The organism is Lysinibacillus sp. 10T31 (genome assembly GCF_056394365.1).
Genome location: NZ_JBFTHS010000063.1, coordinates 1 through 21,950, shown reverse-complemented (window position 1 = coordinate 21,950; position 21,950 = coordinate 1). Strand labels below are relative to the sequence as shown.

The following is a 21,950-nucleotide window of genomic DNA, read 5'->3' as shown; positions in this document are numbered from 1 at the left end:
GAATAAATAAGATATACATCCCCATCAATTAAGACATAGTTACGCTACACATCTATTAAACAATGGCGCACCCATTGAAGTAATTCAAAGTTTAATGGGGCATGAAAAATGTGAAACTACTCGGATTTATGCACAACTAAGTGGAAAGCTTAGAAAGGAATTTTATCAGAAGTACTTTTAGTTTATTTAAAACAGAGAAACACCATAATAAATGTTTCTCTGTTCAATTAATGCCCACGTTAGTTGAATAAGGCTTTTATTATAGAAATATTTTGGATAACAGTCTTTATTTTAGGATTTATTTCTTTTGTAATTTCTTTTTTTCTTATAAAGATAACCTCAGCAAAAAACTAATTTTAATAACTTCGTGAATATTCTTGATACATTTTCTGTTCTTGGACTATTTTATATACGTATTGCTTTCAAGATCATCTTTAATAACCTCAGTAGGAATTATGAACTCCAAAGCGCCCATTGCCCCTGGTGCTACTTCGTATTTGTCAAAGCAAATGACCAACTTACCCTCGTTATTGATGTAGAAACTTTGATTTCTATCAACTTTTACAAATGATACCTCTTCAGGCTTTTCAACAATCCCCGCTACCCAGTAGTAATTACTGCTATCTTTCTTATAATTTGCGATCATTTGCTCAATGATATTGTTGCTGATGTTATAAATGTAATTATCATCTTTGAAAAGACTTGGTAATGTAATTAAAAGTTCGTTCTTTTTATCTATCGTATCGAATTGTCTTGCGGAATAACCATTTGATGTGCTGACTTCATAACGCTCGATAGCAAGGATTTGATCGTTGTCGGTTTTCACTTCATAACCTCCTTTGACTCCAATATGCCCTCCGCCCACGCTCTCAACATATTTCATATCTTCCTTGAAGGCTTCAAATTGTGCTTGGGCTTCTACCATATATTTTTTATTCAAGTTTGCTTCAAATTTAGTGTTCTCTAATCCTTGTAAAGCTGGTACATTGATATCTGCTTTATATGTTTTATCTTCTACTTTAAATTCGTGGAAGGAAACAACTTTTGCTAGACTACCAATGACAGGTACGTCTTTTACCGAAGCCGCAAAAGGTTCACTCGTATTGACACCTACAACAAAAAATAGTGCTGCTGCCGCTACTCCTGCAGTAAGTTTTTTAGGCAATTTTTTATAATTTTTCTTGTTCTTCATTTGCTGATTCTTTCCTTGTTTTAATGCTTGCCTAACAACAAAATCTAATTCTTCTGGAATAGGAATATTGTCATACTCTTTTTTCATTTCCATTAATTTATCATCCATTATTCATAAACCTCCTCAGTCATATCAATGCGCAATATTTGTAACGCTTTGTACAACCTTGTTTTAACTGTACTGACTTTTTCGTTTAAAATCTCAGCAATATCATCTAGTTTTAAGTCTTCAAAGTATCGAAGTATAAGCACGCTACGGTACTGCTCGGGTAGTGCATTGATTGCTGTATTTAAATCAACATTTTCATATTTATCCACCATTCCCGTATCTAAGTTAGATAGTATCTCGTCATCTATAACAATAAGTTTTTTCCGTTTCCGAAGCAGGTCAAGGGCCGTATTCACGACAATTCGATAGAACCATGTTCTGATATACTCAGGATTTTTTAAAGAATTCATATTAGAGAACGCTTTATTAATGGCATCGTGCACCACATCAAGTGCATCGTCCCGATTTTGCACATACTGGTAGGCCAGTCTGTAGTACTTCTCTTTATTCTGCATCACAAAATCTGCGATGTTTGTTCCTAAATCTGTTTTATTCATCTATTACAACCTCTCCTTAAGGTGAAAAATTCATTATAAGCGTACTCTATATTTTTTGACGTACAGCTATCTTAAAAAGTTTTCAAACACAAATATAAATATAACAATTCAATTAATCTTCTTTTACTACGTTATGGAATATTATTATGAATCTCCAAAGAATAAAAAAGGTAGCAACATTTGCTGCTGCTACCTAGATACTTAACTATATATTAATAACCTATAAAAAAACCAACTCGATTGTAATTAGTTTCAATTGTAGAAGATATCGCCCCTATGCTAGGGAAATAATTTTAAGAAAGACAGGAAATCACATTGGGAACGCTAGGCAGGAAGAATTTGGAGTTTAGAGTACACCTTCTCAAATTGTTTCTAAATCAGCGGCTTTATATTCGATTAAAGATCAACAACAAAACAAGTAAACTTTCTAGATGTCTATAAAATTTTCATTCTTCACAAAAAGTCGTTCTTCTTCTTCAACTATTCTGCCCGTTCGTTCAATAAGAAAAAAAGAAAAAAAGAGCTACATATGCAACTCAATGTTCTTCAAGAAAAGCACCCGTTAGCCATCCATGTAGCGCAAAACCAGTACTACATCACAGAATATGAAAGATGATTAAGTTCTTTCATGGGAGTTGAAGAAGAAAAAGATGGGATCTCTATGGAATCCCATCTTGAAGTAAAGCAACCCGTTAGCCATCCATGAAGTGCAAAAATTAGTACTTCACCACAGAAAATGAAAGATGATTAAGTTCTTTCATGGGAGTTGAAGAAGAAAAGTGACGTTTATTCAACAATCGCGCCCGTAGAAACGCCCTCGTTCGTGCGAATATTACATAACTTCCGCTAGCTGTGATTCACTCATCTCACCGGGAAATACCCTGCCTTGCTTTATCCATAGTTTGATATGCCCTTGACAGTTTCAGAAAATAAGAAAGTCTATTGAAAATCAACTACAACAGTGAATCAACGGCCTACCCAGTTATATCAAGGCTTATTTGCCGGTTTCACTCTACGAAAGTTGAGTTAATTAGTAATTTATTTTACTTCCCGTATGTGGATCATACTGATAGTACATAGAATGTGTTTCCGCCACTTCCTCTAGGATGAGTTTGTCTCCCTTCCAGAACTTGGAGCGGACGTTGGTAAAGTCTGTTTGGTTTCCTTTTTCTAAATCAAAGATTAACAATTTCGAATCAAAAGCGTCTGTAGAATAGTCTGCGGTTAAATAGCGTCCAGTAGCATCCACTGCAACTTTATACATAACGCCTCCTTCAAGTGTAGCTAACAAGTTGAAGGCTTTTGTTTCACGATTGAAAGAAAATAAGGTAACTTCACTCGTTTCATCCATTCCCTGCAAACTAAAAATAACGGTTTTTTCATCATGTGTACGGAGCAAGGAACTGAAACGAATATTTTCAGTTTGAATAAATGATTGAGGAATATCTTGTAAAGAAAAAAGTGCCTCCTCCTTGCCATCCTTCACCAATTCAATTTCGTTCTGTTTATTTGCCAAAAGTTCTGTGGTAGATAACTCTTTCACTGTTTCAATCACAAATCGCCCATTTTCCTTCATAAGGGTAAATTCATACGTGGACACTTTGTAATAAGCAAGTGCTATGTCTGTCCAATAGACTTCAGCTATTACTGAAGTAGACTGTTCATTTTTTGTCGGCTCCAGTATTTGAAAACCAATTTGTTTAGGATTCGAATACGTTAAAAATTCCGGAGGGTCTTTTACTAAGCTTTTTGCAAAGTCATCATCTCGCACAATCAAAGCTTGTAAATAACTTTTCACCGTTTCAATCTCCGTACTCGATTGTTCACTCAATTCGATTTTCATAATCATAGCAGGTTCGTTTTCACCATCGTTTCTCTTTTTCATAACATACAATGTACGTTCATCATTTCCCCAAATGGGAAAATGATAACGATACATCCCTTCACCCGAAGGCTCATAGCGTGGAGGCGGATTTGTCGTGACCTGGTTTTTTGTCTCCAAATCCATATCCGAAATCCATACATCTTCAAACCCAGAACGCTCTTTCACATACGAAATGTATTTGCCATCGTTTGTAACAGATGGGTTCTTACCACGATCTACAATGGTTTCTTTTCCATTCTTTAAGTTGTAAATAATAATTTCTCCATGGCGCTCGAAGACAAGTTTTTGTTCCTTCTCCACAAAAGAGGCCATTTCTCCACTTACAATGATGTTCTCTTCCTTTGTTTGCACATTCACTTCTACAATTTGTTTTTCCTTATCCGTTACTTTTGTTAAATAGATATGGTTCTGATCCTTCCATTCTGGATAAATATAACTAGAATCTAAAGTTCCATCTAGCACTTTTTCCGACTTCGTAGTTTTCACATTAAACAAAAACACATCTCCATTATACGTAAAAAGTAGCTTCTCCCCCTTAGACGAACGGCTAAAACTATCCGCAGCATCATTTAAAACTTGTTTCATTCCATTCTCATAAACAAAAATACCTCTGCCTTCTAATGAAAGATACAAGCGTCCATCATGATACGTATAGGCGGTTATCTCCCCACTCCCAATATCGAGGAACGAAATCGCATTCGTAATCTTTAACGAACTTGCCTTCACGTGTGACATTTGTTCATTCGACACTAAAAAAGCTAAAAACAAGATAGCTGCCGCAAGTAAAGGAATCCAAGCATTCTTCCATTTCCTCGTCCTACTTTTCTTCACAAATGTTTTACGCAATTCTTTTTTAAAATCAGTGTCAACTTCAATCTCATTTCTTAACTCGTAAAGTGTCTTCTTTATTTTTTCGTTCTCCATCATAATCCCCCCAAACACTTCTTCACCAAAACACCTAACTTTTTCGTAATACGATTTGACTTTACACGAAGAGAACCTTCCTCTTTATTCAAAATGATCGCCATATCTTTAAATTTCAAATCTGCAAAATACCGTAACTCCGTAATTTCTAAATCTTCGTCTGATAAATGCCCTAAACTTTTCTGTAAACATTCCTTCTCCGGTGTACCATCAAACGGATCTTCAAATTGAAGAGGACTCAAATACTGTTCGAATTCATCTCCCATTAACACACTCTTGTTTTTCCGATAGTAATCAATGACCGTATTCCTCGCAATAGTAAACAGCCAAGCCTTATCATTCGGATGCCCTTCCAACACAGAAAATTTCTCAAACGCCTTCCGAAACACATCACTAACCAAATCTTCCGTATCCCATTTATTACTCGTCTTTATATACACATACCTATAAATGTCATCAAAATAAGCATCATACAAGTCAACAAACTTCACATCCAACTCACTTCCCCCATTTAATCTATCCAGTTTAATAAACGATTCATTTCTTAAAACGTAACATTCTATTAATAATTTTTATATCCAAGTTGGGCTAACCAGTACCATTGGCGGTAAACCACCCTCCAGTGATAGATTGCTTAAACCTAGAAGTTTACGGGAAGCCTGGGAGAAGTAAGGCGCCCCAAAGGGTTATAATGGGCTAATTAGCCACACGACACCACTATTTTCTCGCTACTTTGTGTTATCTTAGCAAAATCTGTGGAACACAGGTTTATGGATTTGCACCATCTTCTTCACCAAAAGAGGCATACAATAGCTTTATCGCTACGCTAAAAATATATGATGCTTATGGTAATATCGAAACAATCCAGGATTTTTTGAATATGAATAAGAATAAGAATAAGAATAAAATCGGGGTTAAATAGGAGTTTCAGGAGTGATGCTGACTGGCCAAATACAAATTTTAAAGCGTTAGAAAATCAAGACTTTGTTCGTGGAGTATCATTAGGTGCTACTGCGCAAATTGCCCTTCCCAAAGTCCTTTTCCTACATATGTAGCTCCTAGATTATTCTTATCTTTTATGAAAAAGAATAGAGCATTACTGTTTATTTTATAGGCTGGAATTAACACTAAATCTTTTTCAGCGGCCAATATAGCTTCTTGAGGTTCTGAATAGGAACTAGATTTTTCAGAAAATAACCATATAACAGTAATAAAAATTACAATCACTGCAAATGCGATACCTATATTTTTGTATAAAGAGACTTGTTTCACTTTAACACCTCGCTTATTGAACATTGTTTTACCACAAAAACCCATTCCTCACTTGATAAAAAAATTAACAAATACCAAACTTAAAAGCTGAACTAATTTCAAAATTAGTTCAGCTTAAAAATAATGTATTATAATGTTGTACATTGTATATAGGATACTGATCCATTTAGTGCATTACTTTAGCACTTGACTATTAATATAATACTGAGCGTTTTTTGCGTCGTTCTACGCTTTTTTCTAGCGACTCTGATCACTTCTTCTGTCTACCTGGACGTTCCCGGCTTATGCCAACCAGAACGATTGAAACTTATCTGAGCACAAATGATTTTACAGCTTAAAATAAACAGTAACTTTTTCATTAAACACTTCTGTCTCTATATATCGTTCACCATGATTGTCATCCGAATACTGAATTTCATTTAACAACACATTGGCATTAAGTAACGCTTCATGCTGTTGGATGATAGTTGTTGCTTTAGCACTTCCAGCAATCGAAATCGATACATACTGTTCTACAGGAAGTTTCCATTTTTTGCGGGTATCTTGAATTGTGCGAATTAATTCCCTAATTTGCCCTTCCTCAAGTAAGCTAGCTGTCAGATGAACATTCATAAGGACTCGACAAGAAGCATCTTCGGCTAAGATGTAATGTTCCTTCACAATAGATTCAGTTAACACATGCGCTTTTAATAATGTTACCTGTTCCCCATCGATCGTTAACGTAACTGAGCCTGTTTGCTGTAATAAATTTTTCTCCTCATCACTTAAATTCACTACGTAATCTTTTACTTTGTTCACTTTTGCTCCAAATGCTACACCAGCCGTTTTAAAATTAAGCTTATAATGAACAGTTTCATATGCTGAAAAATTATTTGTCCAAACGCATTCTTTAATATTTAATTCATCTTTCACGAGCTCGCTATATGGTTGATAATCTGTTAACTCCCCGTCAACAGTGACAATGATTTCACTTAGCGGCTGCTTTACCTTGATCCCTTGACTATTACGGATACTGCGGCCAAGCTCTACTACTGTTAAAATATTCGACATCTCTTTTTCAAGCTTTGGATTCAATAGTTGCTCATTGTATGTTGGGTAGTTTTGTAAATGAACACTTTTTCCTGATAATTGTCGATATAAATCCTCTGCGATAAATGGAGTGAAAGGTGCTAGTAATTGGCAAATTGTCGTTAATAGCTCATACAGCGTACTATAGGCACCTCGTTTATCTTCTGACAATCCGTTTGCCCAAAATCTTGCTCGTGAGCGACGGATATACCAATTGCTTAGCTCTTCCACAAGCTTGCCGATTTCGCGTGTTGCCTGTGTAAATTGATAATCATCCATAGATTTTGTCACAAGCTGAATTGTGTGATGTAATCGAGAAAGTATCCAATGATCTAGCTTTGTACGTGTACCAGTCTTGTTAGCATCGTACTGGAAGCCATCTATTTCTGCATATAGCTGATAAAACTTAAATGTATTATCAAGTGTATCGACAAGTTTTGATTTCGCATCCATCACAATCTTCTTAGAAAAGCGTTTAGGATTCCAAGGAGAACTGTCCACTAAGAACGCCCATCGTAAAGCATCCGCTCCGTATTGCTCTATCAGTTCTACTGGCTCTAATGCATTTCCTTTACTTTTCGACATTTTCTGCCCATGCTCATCTAAAACATGCCCTAAAGAAAGTACATTTTTATAAGGTGCCTTGCCTGTAAATAAAGTCGAAACCGCTAAAAGACTATAGAAAAATCCTCGTGTCTGATCGATACCTTCTATGACAACATCAGCAGGGAATTGATTGTTAAATGTATTAAGATTTCCAAAAGGATAATGATGCTGAGCAAACGGCATTGAACCACTATCAAACCATACATCAATCACTTCAGGTGTACGTTCCATGTCACCACTACACTTTGGACAAGTACACACAACCTCATCTATATACGGCTTGTGAAGATCGATGTCATGTAGAGTGCCCTTCGCTAATTCTTTTAAAGATGCAATACTATTTGGTGCCTCTTCATGACCACAATCCTGACAAACCCACACATTTAGCGGTGTACCCCAATAGCGATTACGGCTAATATTCCAGTCCACTAGGTTTTCTAAGAAATTGCCAAATCTACCGTGTTTAATATGATCAGGATACCATGTAACTTGTTCATTATTTTGTAAAAGTTTATCTTTCATTGTAGACATATTGATAAACCAACTGTCAGTCGCGTAATAAAGCAATGGTGAATCACAGCGCCAGCAATGAGGATAGCTATGCTCATATTTTTCCTTATCAAACAAGAGCTCTTTTTTAGCGAGCATTTTAATGATTTCGACATCGCAATCCTTCACAAATTTACCGGTAAGCTCTGGAACCTCTTCTGTATAGCAACCCTTTAAATCGACAACATTGACAAACGATAGCCCATTTTGCTGAACCGTTTTATAATCGTCCTCCCCATATGCAGGCGCGATATGGACGATACCAGTTCCACTATGCTCTGTAACATAATCCGCTAGTACAACGACATGCCCCTTATCAACTGTGACATAAGAAAATGGTGGGGTGTACGACACACCTTCAAATTCATGCCCCTCATGTTCACTTAACACTTCAACAGAATCAGCAAAAACTTTATTCACTAGTGATTTTGCTAAGATATAGACTTTATTGTGCTGCTTCACTCGAACATACATGAGCTTAGGATTCATGGCTAATGCAACATTGGCAGGTAATGTCCATGGAGTCGTTGTCCAACCAAGAAAATATTCATCTTTATCCTTTAACTTAAACATTGCCGTGACAGATAAATCCTTTACATCCTTATAGCCCTGTGCAACTTCATGAGAGCTTAATGATGTTTGACAGCTAGGGCAATATGGTGAAACGCGGTGCCCCTTATATAAAAGCTTTTCCTTGTGAACATGACTTAAAATATTCCAAACGGACTCAATATAATCGTTACTTAGCGTTAAATACGGGTCATCCATATCAATCCAATAGCCTAGCTGTTCTGTAAAGGAGCGCCATTTCTTCTCATAAGTAAAGACACTTCCCTTACACTCTTGAATAAATTGTTCAACACCATATTTTTCTATTTCTTGCTTGCCAGAGATACCTAGCTTTTTTTCCACGCCTAACTCTACAGGCAAACCATGTGTATCCCAACCAGCTTTACGTTCAACTAAATAACCTTGCATCGTTTTATAACGAGCCACGACATCTTTAATTGTTCTGCCAAATGCGTGACCTACGTGTGATAAACCATTTGCTGTTGGCGGACCTTCATAAAATACAAAAGGCTTATTGTTAGAACGATTCGCAACAGACGCTTGGAACGTTCCTTCTTGTTCCCACAATCGACGAATCCTTGTTTCTCTTTCTACAGTCGTTTCTTTTTTCTCTTCAGCTTGCATGTAAATTCCTCCTATACTAATTGTATAAAAGGCATACAAAAAAACCCCGTCCCAAGCAAGGGACGGGGTTAACCGCGAATACCACCCTAATTCTATTGAATCAACGTTCAATAGCACTTAGCAACGTACAATCATACGTGTTCTTTTTAACGGTAGACACCCGGATTAGCTTACTATGTTCAGCCAATCTTCTCAGAGAGGATCTTCATGTAACATCTGCACACCGACTTCCACCAAAATGTCGGCTCTCTGTAGAACAAAATGAAACACTACTTTTTCTCATCAACGAATTTGTATGCTTTTATTGTCACTCATCTTAACAAACTAATTTTTGTCTGTCAATAATTTCAAAGTACTAATATTGGTAGTGATTTCCTATAATTCATCGAGACATGCCTCGATGCTTTTATGAAGAATTGCGAACTTAGGCTTCCCATTTGTTTTAATATAAAAGCTTTTCACAAAGGATTTACAGTTAAAAACTAAAATTCTGTGATGCTGTACATCGAGCTGTTCTTTTTTTACTTTTAAAGTTGTAGGTAATTCTTGCAGTAATCTAATGATCTCTTGCTCCTCTAAACCATGCTCAAACATTGTGAAAATAGGTACTAAAATCCGTTCATCTTCATTATGTATGAAAGCATAATTTTCTTGCAAAATAACGTTCCATAATGCGCTTACAATTTCACTATAAGAGGTATTATCTAATTTTGGATTTTTCACCAATTCATCGATCGCATCAGCCATATGGGCAACACTATGAGCCCACCCTTTCACCGGCACGTAGCCTCTTACATCCTTTTCTGCAGCTAAATAAGCTAGTACTTTATCTTTACAATCAGCGATTATCTGTTGGGATAAAAAATCGTCCGCGTTATCTCTAAATAATATTAGGGCAATCAATAGCGACGTAAATGTACGGGTAAAAACTAAATCTGATTCACTTTCTTCAATACCCTTGCATAATAAATTATTCAAACATTCCTCTAAAAGCTCCGTTAAAAGTGAATGCTCTAGTAAGTTTTTTTCATGGATCAATTCATAAAACGATCCATAAATTAAGTTATCTCGTAGTTCACTATCTAATGAGCCGATATGTAGCATCATTGATTGTATGAGTTGAGTTTGGTCCTCTTGCTGCCATATTTTATTTCCACTGTTTATGTTTGTTAGTATTTCTTTTAATTCAATTTCCTTAAATAGGTTCTTATCTAGTATCATATCCAATCTTTCTCCCCTTACCTTTTGTGAATTTGCATAATCATCTTTTACCACACCCCATGACTATACAAATACTTACAATAATTGTACACTAATCCAAATATAAAAACAGCTTATAATAAGCACGCCTATTCTTCTCATTATTCGAACACAACTCCGAATTGTCCTATTCTAATTTTCATCAGAAAAAGGCGCAATGACCGTTTTTTCATTTGAAGAAAGCACAATATTTGTTGATGGTGTTCCGTAAGGCATTGCCTCATCAATAAACTGCTCCAATGTTTCCACTGAATTGGTTGCAATTTTTACAATATAACTTATTTCACCAGCTACACGATAGCATTCAAGGACATCGGGATGTGCGTTACAAAAATCCGAAAGACTTCTACAATCAATTGATTTAAATAAAATAATGGCTTGAATGTCACGATTCAACTTTTTTAAATTTACTTTTGCGCTATAAGCTTCAATAATCCCCTGCTCTTCTAATTTTTTAACACGTTCAATAACTGCTGGGGATGATAAATGAACCGTCGCCGCTAATTCCTTCATCGATATTTTTGCATTTCGCTGCAATTGCAGTAATATTTCTGTATCTATTTGATCCATATGTATCCACCTTTTTTTATAAATTAGATTTAATAAAATTCCTTTTATTATAAAGTAAATCATCTAAATTACATTATACAGATTCTGTCATTGAATAGCCTTATTCATTACAATTAAACATATAAAGGAGGCAAGAACAGCATGAAAAAAATATTATTACTTTTAGCAAATGGTTTTGAGGCTGTTGAAGCGAGTGTTTTTACAGATGTACTGGGCTGGAATAAATGGGAGGGCGACGGCACAACAGAAGTCGTGACCGTTGGATTACATCAGCAATTGCAATGTACATGGAATTTTAACGTAACACCCGAAAAGTTACTTCATGAAATTTCATTAGAGGAGTTTGATGCACTAGCGATTCCTGGAGGCTTTGAGGAAGCTGGATTTTATGATGATGCCTTTAGCGAAGAATTCAAGGCGGTCGTTCGTCATTTCGATGAACACCAAAAACCAATTGCAACGGTTTGTGTAGCTTCGCTAATTTTAGGTCATAGCGGAGTACTACATAATCGCAAAGCTACTACTTATAATCATCCAACAAGTAAACGATTAGCACAGCTACAATCCTATGGTGCAGACATCGTCAACGAACGGGTTGTTCGAACTGAACATATTATTACTTCCTCAAATCCTGGGACTGCATTCGACGTTGCCTTTAGCTTACTAGAAATGATGACATCTGAGGAAAATACAAATAAAGTAAAAGATTTAATGGGGTTTAAATAATGTAATAAAGCTGTCTCATAGCGTTAAGTTGAGACAGCTTCATTCATTTAATTTGATAATAAATGATGTAACTTCGATCCAAGTTCTTTGTTTTTTGTAACCAATGAAATTGTTCTTGTTCTTCCAAAATTATTAATTGGTAAGGCAAAAAGCTGAAGATGACCGATATTTTTAGCCATTAATTCTGGTACAATCGTAATCCCCATTCCAGTACTTACAGCTCCAAAGATAAAATCCCCAAAGTTCACCTCAGTTATGATATTGGGCGTGTACCCAAGAGACTGTATTTGTTCTACTATCTCCTTCCTTGAATCACAAGGAGCTTGATGAACAATAAGCGGCTCCTCACATAATTCTTCCAGCTCCACTGCAGTTCTTGAATTAAAACGATGATTCAACGGAAACACAGCATAGTAAGATTCAGTAAACAATTCGCAACTCCACAAAGATTCTCCCGTAAATTTTGCATCCACAAAGACTGCATCAAGTCTACCTTTCTGTAAAGACTGTAACAGTTCATTTGACGTATTTTGAATCATTAATGTTATAGGTCGATCTAGTAGCTTAAGCTCTTTCATTTTGTCTGGCAAATAGTAAGTGGCTAAGCTAGGCAGACCACCGATGGCAATTGGATTGCTCTGGTTAAATTGCTGTAATTCTTCTCGAATAGCTGTTAATTCACTCAAAACTGGTGTAATGCGAGTGTAAAAACGTTCGCCAGCTTCTGTTAATTCAATACCAATGGATGTCCTATGAAATAGCTCGATGCCAAGATCATTTTCTAAGTTCCGTATATGTTTACTTAGTGCAGGTTGGGACAGATTCGTGATTTGAGCAGCTTTCGAAAAACTTTTCTGATTGGCTGCAGCAATAAAACTATGTAACCATTCTACATTCATTGTAATCCTCCATAACCTATAACGATTTGTTATACCCTTATAAAATAGTGATTATTCCATATTCTTGATTTTTTAGTAACCTATTAAATATAAAAGGTGCTTCGATTATAACATAACGTTATAAGTCATCAATACTTAGCATCTTTAATTTTATGGAGGTTCAATATATGAAAAATGTTTTATTATTATCATTCGGTATGTTTGCCCTAGGCTTTGATGCCTATGTGATCGCAGGGCTTCTCCCAGGAATTAGCGATACATATCAAAAAAGCACATCTCAAGTCGGCCAGGCTGTGAGTATTTTTACTTTATTTTACGCAATATCAGCGCCGTTATTTTCTTCTTTACTTGCAGGAAAACCAATAAAAAAAATCTTAATAGGATCAATGCTTATCTTTACGCTAGCGAATAGCATCACAGCTTTAGCACCAACTTTTTCTATTCTCCTACTATCGAGAGCAATTGCAGGAATTGGAGCTGGTTTATTTTCACCTTTAGCTGTAGCGGCCTCTTCCAAGTTCGTTTCTAATGAAAAGAGAGGGAGAGCACTAGGGTTGACTATAGGAGGAATGAGTATGGGAACAGTGCTTGGCGTTCCTTTAGGCATATATATATCAAACTTATTTGATTGGAAATTAACACTTTGGTTAATAGTTATGATCGGTGTAATTTCTGTTTTATGTATGTATATTTTTCTTCCCAATTTCCCAGCAACACCTCCCCCTACACTAAACGAACGATTAAAGTTATTCCTAGATAAAAGAGTAACTATAACTGTATGCATAACATTTTTCGCCAGTGTTGCTAGCCTTGGATTGTACACATTTCTTTCTCCCCTATTAGAAGACATGGCAGGCTCTGATAACATAACAATATATCTTTGGGCATGGGGATTCGGAGGCTTATTTGGCAGTATCATGATCGGTTTCTTAATCGACTATTTCGGGAAACCAAAAATTTTAGTTACAATCATTTTATTCACTTTAACTTTATCCATTACTTGTATACCATTGCTACTTAGCTTACCTATAGTAAAGTACTTACCTTTCTTTGTCTGGGGAGCAATGGGTTGGGCATGCCAAGCACCTCAACAACATATTTTACTCTCCTATCAGCCGAATAACGGGAGTTCTGCAGTGGCATTAAACAGTTCTATAAATTATTTAGGCAGTGCAATCGGTGCAAGCTTAGGTGGAATTGGACTGTCCTTACAGATTGGAACCATAACATTGATTTATTTCGCAGTTCTCTCAATGTCATTCGCTATTTGTTTACAGTTCTATAGTTTGAAGAACAAATTTAGCGTATAAACTTATTTAATAATTACGGTTCTAACTGTTGATTTGATGATGCTATTCGTTGTTTTGAAGGTTAGAACGGCAACTTTGGCGGGGCTTTTAGGGTGGGGCTTTCCGTCGTTTCGGCGTTTCTTTACGTCGTTGGAGGTTCTTTCCGTCGCTCTGGCCGTTCTTTCCGTCGTTTCGATGGTTCCTTCCGTCGCTCTGACGATTCTTTCCATCACTTCGGCGGAACCTTCCGTCGTTGGAGGTTCTTTCCGTCGCTTTGGCCGTTCTTTCCGTCGTTTCGATGGTTCCTTCCGTCGCTCTGGCGATTCTTTCCGTCACTCCGGCGGAACCTTCCGTCGTTGGAGATTCTTTCCGTCGCTTTGGCCGTTCTTTCCGTCGTTTCGATAGTTCCTTCCGTCGCTCCGACGATTCTTTCCGTCACTTCGGCTGGACCTTCCGTCGTTGGAGATTCTTTCCGTCGTTTCGATGGTTCCTTCCGTCGCTCTGGCGATTCTTTCCGTCACTTCGGCGGGACCTTCCGTCGTTGGAGATTCTTTCCGACGCTTCGATGGTTCCTTCCGTCGCTCTGGCGATTCTTTCCGTCACTCCGGCGGAACCTTCCGTCGTTGGGGATTCTTTCCATCACTTTGACCAGCACTTTGACGGTTCTATCCGCAACTTTGACTATTCTATCCACGATTTCGGAGGTTCTATCCGCAATTTTGACGTTTCTATCCACGATTCCGGAGGTTCTATCCGCAACTTTGACAGTCCTATCCACGATTCCGAAGGTTCTATCCGCAATTTTGACAATCCTATCCACGATTCCGGAGGTTCTATCCACGATTTCGGAGGTTCTATCCATTACTTTGACATTTCTATCCATTGTTTGGTTCTATCCATCACTTTGTCGATACTATCCATCATTTCGGAGGTTCTATCCACGATTTCGGAGGTTCTATCCACGATTTCGGAGGTTCTATCCACGACTTTGACGTTTCTATCCACGATTTCGGAGGTTCTATCCACCACTAAGAGTTATATGATGTATTACAACCATTATCGAGGCAATGGCATTTGATAAATGCTACGGCAAACACCAAACGCAAACTACCATATCTGTAACTATTTGTAATTTATTTCGTCTAATTGGCAATAAAACAAACTTATTGGAGGTAGTCTAATGAAAAAAATTTTGTTTCTAATTTTATTAGTAAGTCTGTTTTTGGTTTCTGCATGTACAAATGGAAAAACACAATCATTAGAAGCCTTTTATAAGGATGAAAAAATTGAAAGTATCGATAAAGTGATTATCCAAGATGGTTCAACTGGTGCTTCGAAAACGATAACTAAGCAAGAACAAATCAATGAATTCGTTTCTCTGATTAAAGATATACAGTTTACTCCGCAAGACAATCAAGAAAAACGTGTTGGATGGAGATATGGTATTACTCTTTTTGATAGTAAAAAAGTATTTAAATTCACACTAAGTGAAATTGATAACATCTACTATGATTCAAACCCAGATATTTATCCTATTATAGAGAACTATTACAAACAGTTGGAAATTGTAGAAGAGTAAAGCTTTTAAAACTAATAACCTCTTTATTGAGGTCGTTTTCATGCATTACAGAAGTTCTATCCGTCACTTCGATCAATTTCTATTCTGACCATTTCATTTTGACAAAAGCGGATAAAAAAACCGACTTCCCAGGAAATCGGTTTCTGTACCAAGAGGAACTGGATACTGATGTTTTCACACCCTATGAAAAATAACTTTAATCCTCATTAATCTCACCACCTATAGAGGTTGGAGACCTCTATAACTGTCGCTTCAAATACGCTACAATTAACAATTCACTGAAAAAAGTTAAATATTACTGACAATAATTTCTCCAGTTGTTGCGTCAATATACCGGATAGCTGATCTAGTATGTCGATCACAAGCTTGATAGACAAGGTGATAGGACTCTATTTCGTTATCATAATTTTTGTCCCAAACCAATTGAAAATCAACATTTTCTACAAATCGACGATACGCTTCTTCCATAAAAATAGCTGGTTCTGTTGGAACTTGGCTAAGCTCAGTCACTTCAAAGTTTGGTCCAGCATAATTATCAATCTGACCAGTCATACGATTAACAACAACGACAAACATATCATCAATAAGTATACCTTGGCTATTATAGGCATGGAATATAAATGATTCTCTTAGTGACGTATCATTCTCTTCCTCATCTCCTCGAATTAATCGCTGAAGATAAGGATAGTAATCAGGAATTATTTTCAGTAAAAATTCTATTGCTTTTGTATAACATTCTTCCTGACTAAGCTGTAGATTTCCTGAGCGTTCATACATCCATACAAAGCTTCGTATTTTACCAGTTTTCTTTGAGATAAAAGCTTTTACTGTATCTTCTGAACGCATTTTAAAAAAGCTGTTTATCGATAAATCTTTCTCTCTCATCTCCCAATTCCGCTTACGCCATACAAGCCCTATCTCTGGTCCCCTGTCAACTTCTCGAATAAGCTCCAGTTCATCTGTTATACCAATGATTTCTTCTTTCGTAAATTCATTTGCAAATAAGTTAGCTGGAAAAGGAGGAAGAGTAGCATAACTTTCAGGCTCATTTTCATCATGAATTATCGTTAATGTTGGTTCTAAAGCATCTGCTTTAAAGTGTAAAAATGAACTTACTTGATACACGAGATGGAGTCCATCTTTCTTCACATTGTAAACATCACGAGATATTTTTGTTATTACTAGTTGTAACGCCAATGCATTCCGCACATATTCCATCAAATCTTCCTTTGAAACTAGCTTTGAAGGGATTTTAGGGCTTATTTTCACTCCGTTGTATCTAAATCCAACAATATTTCCTAATGCATCCACATCTATATAACAACCAGCATGTTCTAACGGTAAATCCATGACAATTTGTTCAAAATAAAAACGATACACTCTAGATAGTTCTTTAGCTTTTGAAAACGTTAACTTTTCCAGAGCAGATGGATAATGACTAAGTAAAAATTGTTCGGCACATCTTCTTTTTTCATCAATAGTTAAAGAATCTGCCTCAGAAACAGCATCATTTTTTTCAATTGATAAGTATATGAGGTTTCCAATGCAGTCTAACTCAACAGTCATACTTTCATCTTGTTGTTCATTTACCCATGAGAACATCCCTTTTTCGTCTTCAGAATAATCTTCGATGATTAATTTATAATGACTTGGTAATGGAACAATTGATAAAGCCCGTTCTTTTAGTTTTTCTTTTTGCAAATCAAAGCCCCCCATTACAATTATTTTCTATGTATAGACAAAAACCGATCTCCTAAGAGATCGGTTTTTTATTTAAATGATTATTGAGCAGCTTTCGCGCGAAGAACCATTTGTAGGATACCACCGTGACGGTAGTAGTCTACTTCTACTTCTGAGTCGAAACGAGCTAAAGCTTGGAAAGTTTTAACTGAACCGTCTTCAGATTTAGCAGTTACTGTTAAGATTTCACGTGGTTTCACGTTGTCAGTAATGTTAACAGAGATTTCTTCTTTACCAGTTAAGCCTAAAGTATCAGCTGATTCACCTGGCATGAATTGAAGTGGAAGAACACCCATCATTACTAGGTTAGAACGGTGGATACGCTCGTAAGATTGTGCGATAACTGTTTTGATACCAAGTAAGTTAGTACCTTTAGCAGCCCAGTCACGAGAAGAACCCATACCGTAGTCGTTACCAGCAAGTACTACTAAGCCAGTACCTTGCTCTTGGTATTTCATACATGCGTCATAGATATACTCTACTTCACCTGTTGGCCAGTAAGTAGTGAAACCACCTTCTGTACCAGGAGCAACTTGGTTACGGATACGGATGTTTGCAAATGTACCACGCATCATAACTTCGTGGTTACCACGACGAGAACCGTATGAGTTGAAGTCACGGATTGCAACACCGTTTTCGATTAAATATTTACCTGCAGGTGTTTCTTTACCGATTGCACCAGCTGGAGAAATATGGTCAGTTGTAATTGAGTCACCGAACTTCGCCATAATGCGTAAGCCTTCTAAGCCTTTGATAGCTTCTGGCTCTTTCGCAAGACCTTGGAAGAATGGTGGGTTTTGGATGTAAGTTGATTTGTCATCAAATGTGTATAGAGACTCAGTTGATGTTTCAATTGCATTCCATTTTTCGTTTGCTGTGAATACAGTTTCGTATTCTTTTTGGAATAATTCACGGTTAACTACAGTACCTAATACTGCGTTTACTTCTTCAGTTGTAGGCCAGATATCAGCGAAGAATACTTCGTTGCCATCTTTGTCTTTACCGAATGAATCTTTTTGTAGGTCAACATCCACAGTACCAGCAAGTGCATAAGCAACAACAAGTGGTGGTGAAGCTAAGTAGTTAGCTTTTACAAGTGGGTGTACACGACCTTCGAAGTTACGGTTACCAGAAAGAACTGAAGTTACGAATAAGTCGTTCTCTTTGATAGCGTCTTCGATTTCAGGAAGTAATGGACCTGAGTTACCGATACATGTTGTACAACCGTAACCTACAGTGTTGAAACCGATTTGGTCAAGGTAAGTTTGTAAACCTGAATCTTCAAGGTAACCAGTTACTACTTTAGAACCTGGTGCTAAAGAAGTTTTTACCCATTTAGGCACAGTTAAACCTTTTTCTACAGCTTTTTTCGCAACTAAGCCCGCAGCGATTAATACGTATGGGTTAGATGTATTTGTACAAGAAGTGATTGCAGCGATTGCTACAGCACCTGTTGGGATTTCTACATCACCTTCAGCGAATTTAGCTACAGAAGTTTTTGCAAATTCATCTTCAGTTAAACCGAAACCTTGTGTACCTTGTGGTGCCACTACTGCTTCTTTGTAACGAGTACGCATTTGAGATAGTGGAATTAAGTCTTGTGGACGTTTTGGACCAGAAAGGTTTGGTTCGATTTCAGCTAAGTTTACTTCTAATACGTCAGTGTAAACTGGCTCTAAAGATGGATCGAAGAACATGTGGTTAGACTTTAAGTAAGATTCTACAACCGCGATGTGCTCTTCGTCACGACCAGTTAAACGCATGTAGTTTAATGATTCTTCGTCAATTGCGAAGAAACCACATGTAGCACCATATTCAGGAGCCATGTTAGAGATTGTCGCACGGTCAGCTAGTGGTAATTTTGTTACGCCAGGTCCGAAGAACTCAACGAATTTACCAACTACGCCACGTTGACGTAATACTTGAGTTACTTTTAATGCTAAGTCAGTAGCAGTAGTTCCGTTTGGAAGATCGCCAACTAATTTAACACCGATAACTTCTGGGATTGGGAAGTATGAAGGTTGACCAAGCATACCTGCTTCAGCTTCGATACCACCAACGCCCCATCCAAGAACGCCGATACCGTTGATCATTGTTGTATGTGAGTCAGTACCTACTACTGAATCTGGGAAAGTTTCGAATGTACCGTCAGCATTTTCGTTTACGTGTACAACTGGAGCTAAATACTCTAAGTTTACTTGGTGAACGATACCAGTTGCTGGTGGTACAGCACGGAAGTTATTGTAAGCAGTTTGAGCCCATTTTAAGAAGTTATAACGCTCAGCGTTACGTTCGAATTCAAGGTCCATGTTTGCTGCTAATGCAGATGCATTACCGTATTTGTCAACTTGTACTGAGTGGTCAATTACAAGGTCAACTGGAATAGCAGGGTTGATTTTGCTTGGGTCGCCGCCCATTTCTTTCATAGCAGAACGTAGAGAAGCAAGGTCAACTACTACTGGTACACCAGTGAAGTCTTGTAATACAACGCGAGAAGGTTTGAATGGTACTTCTGCTTCTGGATCTGCACCGTTACCCCATTTTGCTAATTCGTTTACGTGCTCTTCTTTGATAACATATGCATCATATTGACGTAAAACTGATTCTAATAATACTTTGATTGAGTAAGGAAGGTTTGAAACTTTTGCAACGCCAGCTTTTTCAATCGCAGCTAAGTCATAGTAATTATAAGTTTTACCATTAACTTCGAATGATGCGCGGCTGTTGTGTAAATTACCTTGTGCCATTTGCGGATCCCCCTAAATATCTTTTTGAAAAGGCTATATAAATTTTTAAAGCATCTTTTCTCCAATACCCATGATAGCTCATTTATATTCATAAGTAAATTACATTAATATTATCTTTTTCGATAAGTAATCCTTATGACCCTGGATTGTAACCTAATGTATTTAATTTTTTGATGTGCATAACATCAAGGTTTTACAAATCGGTGATTTTTATACCTATATATATAAGTGTATTTAAATGTATTTAACTGGGGCACTTTTTGGGGCACTATCTGGGGCGCACGTAGTTTTTTTATAAATGGTGCCCCACCTTATAAATTCGTATACTTTAAACAATGTTTGGACAGGTACGTTATTTAGTAGAAATCAAATAAGGGATAACAGTTTCACACCAGGATACGGAATTCAACTTTATTTTATATAAAAGTCACTCGTTTTGAAAAATTAAAATGAGTGATTTTTTCTTCGGTTAGTTTTTAGTCGTTAAAGTCGGTCACTTTTTTAACAATAAGACTACCCATCGCGGAGTGGTTTTTTATTATTATTAAAAGCGCCGTGTTAATTTAACAAATTGTGCTGGTTGAATTACTAACTTAATTTCTTCTCAAAACTAAAGATTACTTTACCTTCGTAAGTTCTCTCACTAAATTTAATAAAACCAAGTGAAGTCCAAAAGTTTAAGGCCTTCTCATTTTCGGAATGAACAGCTATTTGAATACAGTTTGCTTGTTGGTCTTTCATTAATTCTTCATAAGTCATATATATTTTTTTAGCATATCCTAAACCTTGATATTTTTTGTGTATGGCAAGTAAACTTAACCAAGGTTTTTGATAACGAGGACTTGACATTCCGTAATCCAAAATTGCTATATAATCTTCATCTATTTTTACTAAGTATCTCTCAATCTGTAATTCATCAGCTTCCTTAAATATCTCTAGAATATCCTCATTCCCAAAAACCTGTTTATCATATGCGATTAAATTATATTCGACATTCGAATTCATAATTTCCTTTTCTATGTCCATAAATTTTATATCGTTTTTAATCAAGGTAAACATTTTTTTCTCTCCTATCCTATTAGTATAACTAAATCTGCTCAACTAACTTCGCTGTTTATTTAATAATACTTCATACCACTTTCATTTGGATAACTATTTCCATTTAACATTCTAGCCAATTCTCTACGTCAGAAGAACCGGAAGAGGGTGAATTCGAAATAGAGGATTAATATCTTTAGGTCTGTACTAAAAGGTACAGGCCTTTTTTAGCAACTTAGTATAGACATGTAATCACCTCCATCTCTATCTTAAGAGAAGTGGTGCCCGAAAGATGTTAATTACTCTTATTGCGGTTGAGTTGTTTTTCAATACCCGCACGATCAATTTGAATCCAATATTCTGCTATTTTTTCATCTTCAATTCTATATACGGCGCTTGCTATTTCAATAACTGGAAGACTTGTTGGCTGATATCCATCGACTTCTCCAAGATGCGTACCAACTTGCTTCCAGCGTACATATACCTTATTTCCTTGTRCCATGAACTCCTGGATTTCTAATGAAAAATCACCATATGCTTCTACCATTTCTTTTACATGGTCTGCATAATCTGTGGGAGTTCTTAAAACCGTTGATTCCTCTTCAGAAATAACTTGGTGTGCCAGTACTCGGTCTGCCATTAGTTCAGTAGCGTAATCTGGATTATTCCCTGAACGTACTTCTTCAAAAAATTTTTTAACAATTTGCTCTGGTTTCATTTGAACCCTCCGCTATATACATTTTGGCAAGGAAAACTATATCTCCTTCACTTAATAATAGTCCTATAGGAAACAAATAGGAACAATTT

The 21,950-nt window shown here is 36.6% G+C and carries 17 protein-coding genes, 1 pseudogene and 1 other annotated feature; of the genes and pseudogenes, 5 read left to right on the top strand and 13 right to left on the bottom strand.

From position 1 onward, the window contains the following. Positions 1-13 precede the first annotated feature (13 nt). Positions 14-181 (top strand): annotated as a pseudogene (locus AC1DCY_RS23995) (tyrosine-type recombinase/integrase); the annotation flags it as partial. Between the two features lie 219 nt (positions 182-400). Here the strand turns inward: AC1DCY_RS23995 and rsiV are convergent. From rsiV to AC1DCY_RS23955, 8 genes are all read right to left on the bottom strand, one after another. Next, positions 401-1,300, bottom strand: a complete 900-nt coding sequence (rsiV, locus tag AC1DCY_RS23990) for an anti-sigma-V factor RsiV (protein ID WP_477354247.1) — start codon at positions 1,298-1,300, stop codon at positions 401-403. Then, positions 1,300-1,797 carry a sigma-70 family RNA polymerase sigma factor gene (locus AC1DCY_RS23985; RefSeq protein ID WP_477354244.1) on the bottom strand — a complete coding sequence of 166 codons (498 nt, stop codon included), beginning with the start codon at positions 1,795-1,797 and terminating at the stop codon, positions 1,300-1,302. The genes rsiV and AC1DCY_RS23985 overlap by 1 nt, the downstream gene beginning before the upstream one ends. A 1,030-nt stretch (positions 1,798-2,827) precedes the next feature. Then, the gene (locus tag AC1DCY_RS23980; protein ID WP_477354241.1) at positions 2,828-4,606 is read right to left on the bottom strand and encodes a hypothetical protein; all 1,779 of its coding nucleotides are present in this window, start codon (positions 4,604-4,606) and stop codon (positions 2,828-2,830) included. Continuing rightward, complete coding sequence (locus AC1DCY_RS23975; RefSeq protein WP_477354253.1) at positions 4,606-5,097, bottom strand: RNA polymerase sigma factor; 492 nt, start codon at positions 5,095-5,097, stop codon at positions 4,606-4,608. Before AC1DCY_RS23975 ends, AC1DCY_RS23980 begins: the two co-directional genes overlap by 1 nt. 517 nt (positions 5,098-5,614) lie before the next feature. Continuing rightward, positions 5,615-5,878 carry a hypothetical protein gene (locus AC1DCY_RS23970; RefSeq protein ID WP_477354239.1) on the bottom strand — a complete coding sequence of 88 codons (264 nt, stop codon included), beginning with the start codon at positions 5,876-5,878 and terminating at the stop codon, positions 5,615-5,617. Between the two features lie 327 nt (positions 5,879-6,205). Then, positions 6,206-9,295, bottom strand: coding sequence for an isoleucine--tRNA ligase (gene ileS, locus AC1DCY_RS23965; protein WP_477354236.1), 3,090 nt, complete (start codon positions 9,293-9,295; stop codon positions 6,206-6,208). A 55-nt stretch (positions 9,296-9,350) separates the two neighbouring features. Further along, positions 9,351-9,590 (bottom strand) — a binding site (T-box leader). Positions 9,591-9,670: 80 nt separating this feature from the next. Further along, positions 9,671-10,516: a DUF2785 domain-containing protein gene (locus tag AC1DCY_RS23960; protein ID WP_477354250.1), complete on the bottom strand. Its 846-nt coding sequence runs from the start codon at positions 10,514-10,516 to the stop codon at positions 9,671-9,673. Positions 10,517-10,687: 171 nt separating this feature from the next. Beyond that, entirely contained in the window at positions 10,688-11,125 is a 438-nt protein-coding gene (locus tag AC1DCY_RS23955; RefSeq protein ID WP_477354234.1) for an Lrp/AsnC family transcriptional regulator, read from the bottom strand. Positions 11,126-11,266: 141 nt separating this feature from the next. Between AC1DCY_RS23955 and AC1DCY_RS23950 the strand changes: the two genes are divergently transcribed. Continuing rightward, the gene (locus tag AC1DCY_RS23950; protein ID WP_477354231.1) at positions 11,267-11,851 is read left to right on the top strand and encodes a DJ-1/PfpI family protein; all 585 of its coding nucleotides are present in this window, start codon (positions 11,267-11,269) and stop codon (positions 11,849-11,851) included. A 47-nt stretch (positions 11,852-11,898) separates the two neighbouring features. Here AC1DCY_RS23950 and AC1DCY_RS23945 read toward each other — a convergent pair whose 3' ends face one another. After that, the gene (locus AC1DCY_RS23945; protein WP_477354228.1) at positions 11,899-12,750 is read right to left on the bottom strand and encodes a LysR family transcriptional regulator; all 852 of its coding nucleotides are present in this window, start codon (positions 12,748-12,750) and stop codon (positions 11,899-11,901) included. 167 nt (positions 12,751-12,917) lie between these two features. On the opposite strand from AC1DCY_RS23945, the gene AC1DCY_RS23940 reads away from it, so the two are divergent. The 3 genes from AC1DCY_RS23940 (at position 12,918) to AC1DCY_RS23930 (ending at position 15,618) form a co-directional block, all read left to right on the top strand. Further along, the gene (locus AC1DCY_RS23940; RefSeq protein WP_477354225.1) at positions 12,918-14,060 is read left to right on the top strand and encodes an MFS transporter; all 1,143 of its coding nucleotides are present in this window, start codon (positions 12,918-12,920) and stop codon (positions 14,058-14,060) included. A gap of 253 nt (positions 14,061-14,313) precedes the next feature. Beyond that, positions 14,314-15,117 carry a hypothetical protein gene (locus AC1DCY_RS23935; protein WP_477354222.1) on the top strand — a complete coding sequence of 268 codons (804 nt, stop codon included), beginning with the start codon at positions 14,314-14,316 and terminating at the stop codon, positions 15,115-15,117. A gap of 102 nt (positions 15,118-15,219) precedes the next feature. Further along, positions 15,220-15,618 carry a hypothetical protein gene (locus AC1DCY_RS23930; protein ID WP_477354219.1) on the top strand — a complete coding sequence of 133 codons (399 nt, stop codon included), beginning with the start codon at positions 15,220-15,222 and terminating at the stop codon, positions 15,616-15,618. Positions 15,619-15,906: 288 nt separating this feature from the next. Here AC1DCY_RS23930 and AC1DCY_RS23925 read toward each other — a convergent pair whose 3' ends face one another. The 4 genes from AC1DCY_RS23925 to AC1DCY_RS23910 all read right to left on the bottom strand — a co-directional run bounded on the left by AC1DCY_RS23925 (position 15,907) and on the right by AC1DCY_RS23910 (position 21,861). Next, a complete protein-coding gene (locus AC1DCY_RS23925) occupies positions 15,907-17,319 on the bottom strand; it encodes a YcdB/YcdC domain-containing protein (protein ID WP_477354216.1) in 1,413 nt (470 codons plus the stop codon). Between the two features lie 80 nt (positions 17,320-17,399). Continuing rightward, a complete protein-coding gene (gene acnA / locus AC1DCY_RS23920; RefSeq protein ID WP_477354213.1) occupies positions 17,400-20,105 on the bottom strand; it encodes an aconitate hydratase AcnA in 2,706 nt (901 codons plus the stop codon). Between the two features lie 588 nt (positions 20,106-20,693). Further along, complete coding sequence (locus tag AC1DCY_RS23915) at positions 20,694-21,164, bottom strand: GNAT family N-acetyltransferase (RefSeq protein WP_477354210.1); 471 nt, start codon at positions 21,162-21,164, stop codon at positions 20,694-20,696. Positions 21,165-21,438: 274 nt separating this feature from the next. Next, positions 21,439-21,861, bottom strand: a complete 423-nt coding sequence (locus AC1DCY_RS23910; protein ID WP_477354208.1) for an ester cyclase — start codon at positions 21,859-21,861, stop codon at positions 21,439-21,441. Positions 21,862-21,950 lie beyond the last annotated feature (89 nt).